This window comes from Methanosarcina sp. MTP4, from assembly GCF_000970045.1.
Taxonomy (GTDB): Archaea; Halobacteriota; Methanosarcinia; order Methanosarcinales; family Methanosarcinaceae; genus MTP4.
This window is the reverse complement of record NZ_CP009505.1, coordinates 2835261-2847139: the sequence shown is the minus strand read 5'-3', so window position 1 is coordinate 2847139 and position 11879 is coordinate 2835261. Positions and strand designations below refer to the sequence as shown.

8 protein-coding genes are annotated in these 11879 nt (G+C 45.8%); 5 read left to right on the top strand and 3 right to left on the bottom strand.

The window, feature by feature from the left end; genetic code table 11:
- Positions 1–480: 480 nt before the first annotated feature.
- Positions 481–936, top strand: coding sequence for a nucleotidyltransferase domain-containing protein (locus MSMTP_RS11750; protein WP_048179588.1), 456 nt, complete (start codon positions 481–483; stop codon positions 934–936).
- The gene (locus tag MSMTP_RS11745) at positions 921–1343 is read left to right on the top strand and encodes a DUF86 domain-containing protein (RefSeq protein ID WP_048179585.1); all 423 of its coding nucleotides are present in this window, start codon (positions 921–923) and stop codon (positions 1341–1343) included. The genes MSMTP_RS11750 and MSMTP_RS11745 overlap by 16 nt, the downstream gene beginning before the upstream one ends.
- Before the next feature lie 193 nt (positions 1344–1536).
- Here the strand turns inward: MSMTP_RS11745 and MSMTP_RS11740 are convergent, their stop codons facing one another.
- The 3 genes from MSMTP_RS11740 to MSMTP_RS11730 form a co-directional block, all read right to left on the bottom strand.
- Positions 1537–3798 carry a tetratricopeptide repeat protein gene (locus MSMTP_RS11740; RefSeq protein WP_231582769.1) on the bottom strand — a complete coding sequence of 754 codons (2262 nt, stop codon included), beginning with the start codon at positions 3796–3798 and terminating at the stop codon, positions 1537–1539.
- A 447-nt stretch (positions 3799–4245) separates the two neighbouring features.
- On the bottom strand, positions 4246–5073 hold the full coding sequence (locus MSMTP_RS11735; protein ID WP_048179579.1) for a DUF2726 domain-containing protein: 828 nt from the start codon (positions 5071–5073) through the stop codon (positions 4246–4248).
- An 86-nt stretch (positions 5074–5159) separates the two neighbouring features.
- Positions 5160–6245: a type I restriction endonuclease gene (locus tag MSMTP_RS11730; RefSeq protein WP_048179578.1), complete on the bottom strand. Its 1086-nt coding sequence runs from the start codon at positions 6243–6245 to the stop codon at positions 5160–5162.
- Between the two features lie 230 nt (positions 6246–6475).
- Here MSMTP_RS11730 and MSMTP_RS11725 point away from each other — a divergent pair, with 230 nt between their 5' ends.
- The 3 genes from MSMTP_RS11725 to MSMTP_RS11715 all read left to right on the top strand — a co-directional run bounded on the left by MSMTP_RS11725 (position 6476) and on the right by MSMTP_RS11715 (position 11860).
- Positions 6476–7840 carry an NAD-dependent succinate-semialdehyde dehydrogenase gene (locus MSMTP_RS11725; RefSeq protein WP_048179575.1) on the top strand — a complete coding sequence of 455 codons (1365 nt, stop codon included), beginning with the start codon at positions 6476–6478 and terminating at the stop codon, positions 7838–7840.
- A 275-nt stretch (positions 7841–8115) separates the two neighbouring features.
- Positions 8116–9750 carry an acetolactate synthase large subunit gene (locus MSMTP_RS11720; RefSeq protein ID WP_048179572.1) on the top strand — a complete coding sequence of 545 codons (1635 nt, stop codon included), beginning with the start codon at positions 8116–8118 and terminating at the stop codon, positions 9748–9750.
- A 196-nt stretch (positions 9751–9946) separates the two neighbouring features.
- Complete coding sequence (locus tag MSMTP_RS11715) at positions 9947–11860, top strand: FAD-binding protein (RefSeq protein WP_048179569.1); 1914 nt, start codon at positions 9947–9949, stop codon at positions 11858–11860.
- Positions 11861–11879 lie beyond the last annotated feature (19 nt).

Sequence of the window (11879 nt, the reverse complement as noted above, 5' to 3'; positions counted from 1 at the left end):
AGTATTAACATATATACTTTTTCAGGATGTGGGGGAACTGGTTTTGCCTGAGCGGGCTTAAAATTAGGGTTGCGTTTTATGCCGTATTTCCGTTTTTTTTCCGAGCGTAAGCGAGGCCTTCCCTTTTTTTCCATGAATTAAAAAAGCAATTAGGAAGGAATGAAAAGCCCGCAAGAATATGATCAGTTCTGAGTTGTACAAAATTCGATTTTCAAGTCTTATCTTTTATTTTTTGGTAGTGGCGGGACGCTCGGATGCACTTAGCCGTAGCAGCCTTCCACCTTCATTCTGCTCCGAAAACAGAATGATGCCCGTAACTTTGTTCCTAATACTGCTCAAAGTACCCTGAAAGAGCAGATAATATTGTAAAGCTTGCAATAAGTTATAAACAGAAGTGAGCATAACTTCATGAGCAATCCATTATATGCGATTAACTCTACGTGATTAACAATGTTTGATTAACTCTATGCGATTGGTGATATGCAGCCCTCTACTCCACAAATAGCCCTCGAAGAGCTTGAATATAAGCTGAGCGAGTTTTTTTCCGCCGTGGATAGTGTTACGGTTGCTTACCTTTTCGGTTCAACCGTCCGGGGAGAGGCTAACGGGCTGAGCGATATAGACATCGCTGTGCTTTTTGATGAAGCCGTTACAAGAAAGGAAGCTTTTGACCTTCAGCTGGAGCTCATCGGGGAACTGGGAGTCCTTCTTAAAACAAACAATATAGACCTCGTGATCCTTAACGAGTCTCCCCTGCTCCTCACCTATAACGTTATCCGTGATGGAATTATTTTGAAATCCAATGAGCGAAAAAGGGTTTTGTTCGAAACCAGGATCATGTCGAAATACCTGGACCGGGATTACTACGTTAAAAGGCACATGAAAATGACGCTTGAAAGAATGGCAAAGGGCAGGTTCAGATGGGACTGGAAATAATTGACAAGCTCGAAATGCTTGAAGAGTACATAAATAATTTGCGGGAACTCCAGCAGCACAGCCTTGAAGAACTGGCTAACGATTACGTCCTGAGAGGAGCTGTCGAAAGGTACATGCAAGTCTCTCTGGAGTGCATGCTGGACATCGGGGAGATGATTATTTCGATGGAGAGGATAAAACGTCCTGATGCTTACAAAGAAATATTCCGTACCCTGGGTGAAAATGGAATCCTTCCCGAAGCCTTTGCCAGGAAACTCGAACCTGCTGCGGGTTTCAGGAACGTGCTTGTCCATATGTATGCAAAAGTAGACCTTGAAAGGCTTTATGATAACCTGCAAAAAGGCGTTGAAGACATGGAACTCTACCTTGAATATATTGCACGGTATCTTGCCGGGAAAGAGGATTGAGGTTTGTTTTTAGAATGTTTGATGAGCTTTCCCGGTCTTCTCCAGGTAATTTTGGTAATTTTTTAATTCCAAACTGGCCTTAATATTGAACTCTCATGTTTTTTGGGGTTGCGCCCGCCCTTAACTCTGTGGAAACCTGCGTTCTTCTGGATTTTTGGATTTCAAAGCTCTTTTTCGGGCTCCTCTCCTTCGTTTACAAATCTTCCAGCTCACACTTTTTCGTTAGGTGTTCCTTTAACTCGTTAGCTTTTGCAGCGTATTTTTCTGCTTCTTCTTTCCTGCCCAGGCTTGTGAGTAACTCTGAGTATTTTGCATATGTTACTGCCACTCCACCCATGTATAAGAAATTTTCAGGTTCTTCATCAAGCAGTTTTGCGTTTATGGGAATACTTTTTTCAAAGGATTCTTTTGATTTCTCGTACTCGCCGGCCGAATGATACGCAATGCCTAGCTGGGTATGTAAAACACTCATCATTGACTGGTATTCAAGGTTTTCGGGCTCGGACTCAAGGTGCTTATTCAGTATTGGGAATGCTGATTCGTAGATCGGGATGGCTACTTCGTAATTTCCCATGGATTCATGTAAAATCCCGCTAAGGGTCCGTATTTCACAGACAGCCTTCCAGTTTTCCGGTTTTTCAGGATCTTTTTCGTATGAGTCCTCGCAGTAATCGCGGACAAGGGCCAGGTATTCTTTCGCAAGACCGTACTTTTCTTCATAGATATAAGAAGTTGCCTGCTTCTGGAGTTCCACCACCAGAAGATCTTTTGTAAGGGTTTCTTCGGTTTCATCTTGCAGGATATGCCTGAAAACATCGGCTGATTTTGAATACTGCTGTTTTGCAAGTTCCGGCTTTTCTGCTTTTTCAAAAAGTATTCCAAGTTCTTTGTAGGAAAGAGCCAGGTCTTTTTTGTAGCTCAGGACTTCGGGGTTTTCACTGGCAATCCGGAGGCTTTGTTCCGTAATGCGTTCACGGTGAAGGATTGCGTTTTCATATTGTTCTTGCCTGACAGCTAAGGATTCAAAGTTTTTCAGGGTATAGATGAGTTCTTCCATGCAATCGGTACTTTCCGGGAAGAGTTTCACTGCTTTTTCGTTAATTTCGAGAGCTTCTTCATAGTATCCGAAAGCGGTTTCGGGTTCAAAGTCCGCATACAGTTCTCCGATGTAATTAAGGGAACTTGCGATACCTATTTCGTGGTCGATATCTTCGGGATAGGCTTCAAACAGTTTTTTATAGGCTTCAAGGCCCTGTTCATAGTACTGTTTTGCAGTTTCCGTTTCTCCCTGATCTGCATAGAGGTGTCCGATCTGGTCGAGGGTGGCAGCTATATTTGATGCACTTACCTGGTCTTCCGGATTCTCTTTGTGTATGTTCCTGTAGGTTTCGATTTCCTGCATACGGCATTCTTTTGCATGCTCTATATCCCCTCTGTCACCAAACAGTAACGCAAGTTCGTTGAACTTGTCGGAAATCTTATGCTGATAGAGCAGGTCGTCCAGGTTTTTCCCGGCTAATTCTTTGAATACCTCAAGGGTTTTTTCAGCGTATTGAGAAGCCTTTTCAGCTTCCCCTTCTTCATAAAAGGCCCTGCTGAGCGTCTGGTAAATTTCTCCCTGCTTCCGGATATAAGAAACATTTCCTGGTGACTTCCGGAGTATTTCACTAAGGAAATCGAGAGCTTGCTGGCAGGTTTCTTCAGTTTCTTCGATGCTCCCAATTTTTCCGTACAGATCCCCGGAAACTTCGTATAAGGAAAGGAGATTTTCAGAGACAAACAGGTTGCCAGGTTCTCTTTTGAGGATTCTTTTATAGATTTCCTCTATCTGTCCAAAGACCCTTTTTGCGTCCTCAAATTTTCCGAATAAAATACAATATTTTTCAAATTGTTCAGTCAGAACCTGCAGGTTATTAAAGAATTCCGGTTTTTCATACCCCAGTTCAAATATTTTTCCATAATATTGAACTATTTTTTCGACAAGTTCGGACTCAGCTTCAAGTATCTGGGCCCTCAGGTGATAGGTCCTGATATTTTCCAAAACTTTCAAGTAATTCTCTATGTACTCCGGGTTGTTCGGGACCTCGGCAATGAGATACTCATAAGTGGCTAAAATTTTATCGAAATATTTTTTATTACTGTAAAAGGTCTCCTCTATTTTTGAAATACTGCCTATCTCGGTGAGTGTTTTTATTGTAAAACCAAAGGAATTATAAACATAGTACTGGTGATCAGGCTCCCCCGGATCATCAAGGAAAAGAGACACGGCAAGTTCCATCAAACTCTGGAACTCCTCAAGAGCCTCTTCATTCTTTTGCTCCGCAAGCAAAGCTCTCCCCCTCAACATAAAAATCGGGCAGAGGTATTCCGGCATTTTTGCCTTTTCGGAAAGCTTTTCGGCCTTTTCAAGGTTTTCAATCGCCTTTTTAGTTCTCCCCGTATTAACTTGTACCAAAGATCTATCAAGGATCCGGTGTATCGTATCTATAATCTGCTTGGACATACAAATAGATTGTAATTCCGATAATAAAAGGTCTTTTCAGGTCCGGTGCCTTTGTCTTTGAGCTTCTTTCTCCTTTTTTTCAATTTTACTCAAGGAAAAACCTTTCGCCGTTGAGACCTGGAATGCTGTCGGGAACTGCGAATTAATGGGAGCCGGGATTCCGGAAAAGGATGATGAAAACCTGACCGGTTTTTTGGATATTTATTTTGAATACGGGGCGGCCGGAATGTCGTATTTCCGTGGTTCTTTTCCGAGCGTCAGCGAGGCCTGCCCATAATAACTTCCATGAATGAAGAGTAGTGTAAAAAAGTGAAAAGTGAAAAGTGAAAAGTGAAAAAAAGTTATTTCATTCGAATACCCCGTAGCTTGCTGCGGGGTGCGCCAGCGCAACTTTGATTTTTAACTAATGATAACAATGTATTTTTCATCAAATTCTTTTATCAGTTTTGAAACCTCTTCATATGTTTGATATTCACTTTTGTTTTCATCCAGACACATCAATTTTTTTGCGATATTGCATTCAGCGATCTCTTTTGAGAGCTCCCATGCTGGAACCGCATAAAAATTAATTGCAGAACATTCCACTAAACTTGTGAGGTATTTATTCTCTTGAATTTTTAACGTAGCTAAAGTGGCATGATATCTTCTTTCATCTCGATTTCCAATTCTGACTCTTATTATTGGTTCGCAACAAAGTCCGTCATCATATGCTTTTTGAATAAATATTCTTGAAAAAATAAATGGATCGTATCCAACTACACTAAACCATGTCCAAGGTTCATCTAATGGAATTTCCCCATGATCCTGCGCATCTAAGAATGTTTTGTGTGTGAAATACAGTTCTGTGATCCAATTTAATATACTTGAAAAGTCCCCTATTTTCTCGAAGTATTCAGAAGTTACTCTTAAAAGAGGAAGTTTTAATTTACAGCAAATACTATTCTTCAGTTCATCTCTAAGAATTGCAGATTTGTTGTACTTATGATATTTTTCATCAAATTCGACTACGAATTCTGGGAATGTGCCTTCATTTGTGACTACAAAGTCAAAGTGAGCTTTTAATGCATAAGTGTATTCTTTGTTGGATATTCCACTATTGTTTATGTCCAACACATCTGCAATTCTGATTTTTGAAAAAACTCGAGCTTCGTATTTACTTACTGTTTTTTCTAATATTTCGTCAGTAAGCCTTTCTTGTTTGTTTACGAGTAGTGGTTTTCGATGCATAGATATTTTTTCAATTTTTAAATTGTTTCTTCGATATCGCTACAGTGTTTATTATTACATAGATGGATCAAAAAATAGAAAAGATATTATTTACTCATTCCATAATTGTTTACTGTATTTACTAACTGATCCGAATAATCATATATTTCGTTCAATTCGGTGATCGGATTCTTTTCGGCTTTTCTATTCTCATCGATGAACACTTCAAGGTATTTTTGCTTGGTATTAAAGTGCAACCTGCAGATCGGTTTTCTGTTGTTGTCATCTAGCAGTATCCCACAGTATCTTTTTTTATCTCTCATGGATATTCTTTTAGGATCAATGGTTGCGCGCAGGATTGATTTTACGATATGGTATCCTTCGATTTCTTCTTCCGTTGTCACGATACCGTCATTTGATTCTTCTGTAGTGTCGGTAATTTCCTGTCCATCGGTTTTCTCTATGATAGAGTCTGAAGGATTTTCCGACATGGCGAATTTCAGTCTCTCGTTTATTTTCTCATTTATGAACTGACTGAGTGCATTCTTTGTAATCACGGTAAACTTTTCGCGTACATTTTGAGTTAAAGGGCCGCTGTGCACTTGTTTAGCAAAAAATTTGACAAAATCTTCTGATGGCAAATTTGTCTCTTTTGAAAGAATCTGTTTTATCTCTCTGGTATACTTCAATTCGCAGGCAACAGGAGCCAGATCATCTATATCGAAAGATTCTTTCCTGAATCTTTTAAGTTCGTTTATTAACGGTTCTTTAATGTCCAGAAAATTGATCTCAAGGAAAGACTTATCATCCATTTTGTTGGGGGAATCCAGATCAGTGTAAAAGCGATAAATGATTCCGTTTGTCAGTATGCCAATTTTTGCTTCGGTTACACTGAAGTATCTGAAAAGCTGTGAAGCATGCACTCTATCCAGGTCAGCATCAATATTTTTACACTCTATCAGTATTACCGGATTTCCATCTTTGAATATAGCATAATCGACTTTTTCGCCTTTCTTTGTCCCAAAGTCTGCCGTATATTCAGGAATAACTTCAGTAGGGTCAAAAACGTTGTATCCCAATATGTTTATCAGGGGCATTACAAGGGCATTTTTTGTAGCCTCTTCAGTTTTTATATTTTCACGTAACTTTGGAATCCTTGCGGCTAATTCTTTAATCTGATCAATGAAATCCATCTCTACTCCTTCGTGACACATGACTTGTTGAGAGTTTTAATTATTTTCATTTCATACTGTTCAACATATTTCATTTATTTGATATATAGTTCTTTAGAATTTTATTTAAGATTTGTGTTTGGATCCTAAACCTTCCTATATTTTTAGAAAAAAGGATTTATTCATCTTTCCTCTCCTCCCTAAATTATAATACCCAAAACCCCCAAATTACTAAGCAGGGGGGAACTAATCTGAAAATCAAATCCGTTAATCCTTATACTGAAGAACTCAACTGGACCTACGACCCGCTTTCTTTCAAAGACTGCCAGCAGCAAATAGAACTGTCAAGGGCTGCTTTTGAGGGCTGGAGTACCCTTTCGGTGGAGGAGAGGGTCAGGTACATCGCCCGGGCTGCAGGCGTGCTCAGGCAAAACAAACGGGTTTATGCCGAGGTCATAACAAAGGAGATGGGAAAGCCTATCCGGGAGTCCCTGTCCGAGATTGAGAAATGTGCCTGGGCCTGCGAGTATTATGCGGAGAACGCGGCTGGCTTTTTGAAGGACGAGGTTGTGGAAACGGAGGCTGAGAAGAGCTACATCAGCTTCGAGCCGCTTGGAGTCATTTTCGGGATCATGCCCTGGAACTTCCCGTTCTGGCAGGTGTTTCGCTTTGTGGTGCCGGCGCTGGCTGCGGGAAACGTCTGTTTGCTCAAGCATGCTTCGAACGTGCCGGGGTCGGCACTGGAGATCCAGAAGGTCTTTCTGGAGGCGGGACTGCCTGATAACGTGTTTAAGACGCTGCTGATCGACTCGAAGACTGCGATGAAGATGATTGACTGCGGGCTTGTGGACGGGGTCTCGCTGACCGGAAGCGTTGCAGCCGGGTCTGCGGTAGGAGAGCTTGCGGGAAAGAAGATCAAGCCGCTTGTGCTGGAACTAGGGGGGTCCGACCCCTTCATCGTGCTCGAGGACGCGGACGTGGACGCGGCTGCGCAGATGGCGGTAAAAGCTCGCTTTATCAATGCCGGGCAAAGCTGTATTGCTGCAAAGCGCTTTATCATTATAGAAGACGTGGTCGTGGAGTTTTCCGAGAAGTTTGACGAATATATGCAGCAGCTCAAGGTCGGGGACCCCATGGACCCGGAGACCGACATCGGGCCTGTCGCGAAAAAGGTATTTGTGGGGGAGCTTGAAAAGGTCCTGAAAGACGCGGAAAAGAAAGGTTCCAGGCCAAAAATCCATGGGCAAGAGCACCAGAAGGGCTTTTTCTTCAGGCCTGCACTTGTCCCGGCTGCCAGCACCGACATGAAGGTCTGCAGCCTGGAAATCTTCGGGCCGATTGCGCCGGTTATCATGGTCAAAGACGAGAACGAAGCCGTGGAAGTCGCAAACTCCACCGAGTTCGGGCTGGGGGGCACTATCTGGTCAGGGGACCCGGAACGGGCAGAGCGGCTTGCAAAGCGCATAAAGTCCGGCTTCGTCGTGGTCAACGGGATGGTCAAGTCCGATCCCAGGCTGCCCTTCGGCGGGATCAAGAAGTCCGGGGTAGGAAGGGAACTTTCCCACTACGGGCTCAAGGAGTTCGTGAACATCAAGACCGTGGTGGTCAACAAATAAGGGACCATCGAGGTCAACAAATAAGGAACTGAGCTGCCAACAGGTGGAGGACCTTTGTGCTCAATTATAGTCCGGAAAGTAAGCATTTACAGCCGCATTACAACCACGGACAATTACATTAAAACCACGGAAGACACGGAAAGCACGGAAGGATTGTGACCCTGTCTTCTTTATTCCGTGTTTTCCGTGCTTTCGGTGGTTAAACATTCACCTGAGATTGGTTAAGATATTTGGGGTATAGACTATAATAATGAAAACATTCAGGAGATTTTTATATGAAAGCTTCAGATCTTTTCGTGGCCCAGCTTGAAGAAGAAGGGGTCGAGTACATTTTCGGGCTTCCGGGGGAGGAAAACCTGGACTTCCTTGAATCGCTCAGGAAATCGAAGATCAAAATTATCATAACAAGGCACGAACAGGCAGCGGCTTTCATGGCTGCGGCTTACGGGCGGCTGACCGGGAAGGCGGGGGTCTGTTTTTCAACGCTCGGGCCGGGAGCAACCAACCTCGTAACAGGCGTTGCCCAGGCACAGCTTATCGGTGCTCCTTTCATCTCGATTTCGGGGCAAAAAGCCCTTTTCGATAACTGGCAGGCCCGCTTCCAGCTTGTGGACGTGGTCCGGATGATGGAGCCGCTCTGCAAAAAGGCGGTTTCCATAGCCGATCCCGGGACTATCCCCACCGTGATCAGGAACGCTTTCAAGCACGCGGAAGCCGAGCGGCCCGGGGCGGTCCATATAGAGCTTCCCGAGGACGTGGCAGAGAAGGAGACCGATGCCGTGGTCCAGAGGAAGGCTAAAATCGAAATCCCGTACCCTGAACCTGCTGCCATTGAAAAGGCTGCAACCATGATCTGTGAGGCAAAAAAACCCCTGATCATCGTCTCTTCCGGGGCAAACAGAACATCCATTACCGACGAGCTTGAGGACTTTGCCAGGAAGACCGGGATCTACCTGGTGCATACCCAGATGGGAAAAGGCGTTGTCCCTGACGACTGCCCCTGCAGCCTCTTTGCCACGGGGATCCATGCCCACGACTACGTAAACTGCGGGATTGACGAGGCAGACCTGATCATAACCGTAGGATACGACATAGTTGAATATCCCCCTTACCTCTGGAACAGGATGCTGGACAAAAAAATCATCAACATTGATTTTGTTGAGTCCTTGCCTGACAGGTACTTTAACCCCGACCTGGAAGTCATAGGGGACATTGCAGCCTCGATCCGGGAAATAGCTGCAAGGATCCCCGGGAAACGGGAGTTTCCCATCTTTGCAGCAACAAGGGCTTTCATCGAGGGGAAAATCAATGCATATGAAGGGAAAAGTTATCCTCCCCTTCCCCATTCGGTTGTCCAAAGCGTCCGGGAAGTGCTCGGCAGGAAAGACATCATCAGCCTGGACAACGGGATATACAAGCTCTGGTTCTCCCGCCTCTACAAGACCTATGCCCCGAATACTGTCCTCCTGGACAACGCCCTGGCGACTATGGGAGCCGGGCTCCCTGCAGGGATTGCCGCAAAAATGGTCAACCCTGATAAGCGGGTGCTTGCCATCTGCGGGGACGGGGGCTTCATGATGAACTGCCAGGAACTCGAAACCGCAATCCGCTATAAGATCCCGGTCGTCGTCCTCGTCCTGAACGACAACGCCTTTGGCTTCATCAAGTGGAAGCAGAAGAAAATGCATTTTGAGGACTTCGCCCTTGACTACGGGAACCCTGACTTTGCCCGCTTTGCCGAAAGTTTCGGGGCTACAGGTTTCTGGGTGGAAGAAGGAGACGACCTTGCCGAAGTCCTGGAAAAAGCCTTTTCCCTCAACAAAGTGGTGGTCGTCGAGTGCCCTATCGATTATTCCGTAAACTACGAGACCTTTTCGATAGAACTCGGGAACCTGGTCTGTGAACTTTGATTGTGCAGGCTCTGATCACCCTGCACCTTTTTACTGATAATGATAATCCCAAAGCCAAATCCTAAATTAAATCTGATAAATCAAATCCGATAAATCAAATCCGATAAATCAAATCCGATAAATCAAATCCGATAAATCAAATCCGGAATCAAATCCAAAAAATTAAATCCGAGAAATCAAACTTCGGGGGAATTATTTGGGGGGAGAAGAAACAGAATCAGGATATTCTATCCACACCCATGACGTCATCATTATCGGGGCCGGGCTGACAGGGCTTCGGGCAGCCATCGAAACGGTGGACTCCGGGCTTGATACTGCGGTAATTTCCAAGGTACACCCGCTCCGCTCGCACTCGGTGGCAGCCCAGGGCGGGATGAACGCAGCACTCGGGAACGCGCAGGCCGGGGATTCCTGGGAAGACCACGCCTTCGACACCGTCAAGGGTTCGGATTACCTTGCCGACCAGGACGCCGTGGAACTAATGTGCAAAAATTCGCCCGGTGCCGTTATAGAGCTTGAACACTTCGGGACCGTTTTTTCGAGGCTGGAAGACGGGAGGATTGCCCAGCGCCCCTTCGGAGGAGGGATGTTCCCGAGGACCTGCTACGCAGCCGACCGGACCGGGCACAACATCCTGCATACCCTTTATGAGCAGCTCATGGGCAGGGAACTGGAGCAAAGTAAAGGAAGTCAAGGAAGTGAAGAAAGTAAGGGAAGTAAAAGCAGCGTAAAAAGCAAAAGAAGTGGAAGGATCACTTTTTACGAAGAATTTTTCGTAACTTCCCTGGTAAAAACCGGGGGACGCTGTGTGGGCTGTACCTCTATAAACCTTGCCGACCGGACCCTGCACGGCTTTTCCTGCCGGGCTCTGCTCCTTGCAACCGGAGGTTTCGGGCGGCTCTTTACCCGTTCCACAAACGCCCTGATCAATACCGGGGACGGGGCTTCCCTGGCGCTGCGGGCAGGGGTCCCCTTAAAGGACATGGAATTCGTGCAGTTCCACCCGACCACCCTTTTCGGGACCAACATCCTGATCACCGAAGGAGCTCGGGGGGAAGGCGGGTACCTCCTGAACAATAAAAATGAGCGTTTCATGAAAGCTTATGTCCCGAAGTCCATGGAACTGGCTCCAAGGGACATCGTAGCCCGTTCGATCCAGCAGGAAATCGATGAAGGCAGGGGTTTTGACAATAAGTACGTCCTGCTCGACCTCCGGCACCTGGGAAAAGATAAGATCCTGGAACGTCTCCCCGGCATCCGCCTGATAAGCATGGACTTTGCAGGCGTGGATCCGATAGAAGAGCCCGTTCCCGTGCAGCCCGGGCAGCACTATTCCATGGGGGGAATAGCTGTCGGAAACGACCTTGCAACTGAGCTTCCCGGGCTCTACGCGGCAGGGGAATGTTCCTGCGTAAGTGTGCACGGGGCAAACCGGCTCGGAGGCAATTCCCTGCTCGAAACCGTGGTCTTTGGAAAACTTGCCGGACAGGGGATAGGGAAATCCCTCTCCTCTTCAGGGTTCGGAGCCCGGCCGGCAGAAGCGGATAGAAAAGAGGATAGAAAAGCGGATGAAAAAGCAGTCCTGAAAAAGCTCTCCGAAGAAGATGGAAGAGTAAAAGCCCTGCTTGCCAGGGACTCGGGCGTGAAAATGGCCGGGCTCCGGGACGAGCTGAAGAAGCTTATGTTCGAGTCTTTCGGGGTATTCCGGGAAGGAAAGAAGATGGAAGAGGGGCTGGAAAAGCTCCTGGAACTCAAAAGCCACTACCCTGAGGTCTACATTGACAACAAATCCGCTATTTTCAACCAGGCTCTTATCTACGCCCTGGAATTAAGGGGCCTCTTCGACATTGCAGAAGCCGTTGCAAGGGGCGCAATAGCCCGGAAAGAGAGCCGGGGTTCCCATGCCCGGACCGATTACCCTGACCGAGACGATGAAAAATTCCTTGCCCATACGATTTACCGCCTGGAAGTTCCGGGGTCTGAAAGAAAGATTGAGGGGAAACCCGAAAGAAAGCCTGAAGAGAAGGTTGGAAAGCCAGAAGAAAAACCGGTACTTGAGTACCTGACTGTCAGGCTCGGAAAATTCCCGGTAAAGGAGCGTGTGTACTGATGGAGTTTGTGCTGATGGG

Coding starts and splice junctions, on each gene's coding strand:
- MSMTP_RS11735 (WP_048179579.1), bottom strand. CDS start 5,073: ATGCATCGAAAACCACTACTCGTAAACAAACAAGAAAGGCTTACTGAC.
- MSMTP_RS11720 (WP_048179572.1), top strand. CDS start 8,116: ATGAAAGCTTCAGATCTTTTCGTGGCCCAGCTTGAAGAAGAAGGGGTC.
- MSMTP_RS11730 (WP_048179578.1), bottom strand. CDS start 6,245: ATGGATTTCATTGATCAGATTAAAGAATTAGCCGCAAGGATTCCAAAG.
- MSMTP_RS11750 (WP_048179588.1), top strand. CDS start 481: ATGCAGCCCTCTACTCCACAAATAGCCCTCGAAGAGCTTGAATATAAG.
- MSMTP_RS11745 (WP_048179585.1), top strand. CDS start 921: ATGGGACTGGAAATAATTGACAAGCTCGAAATGCTTGAAGAGTACATA.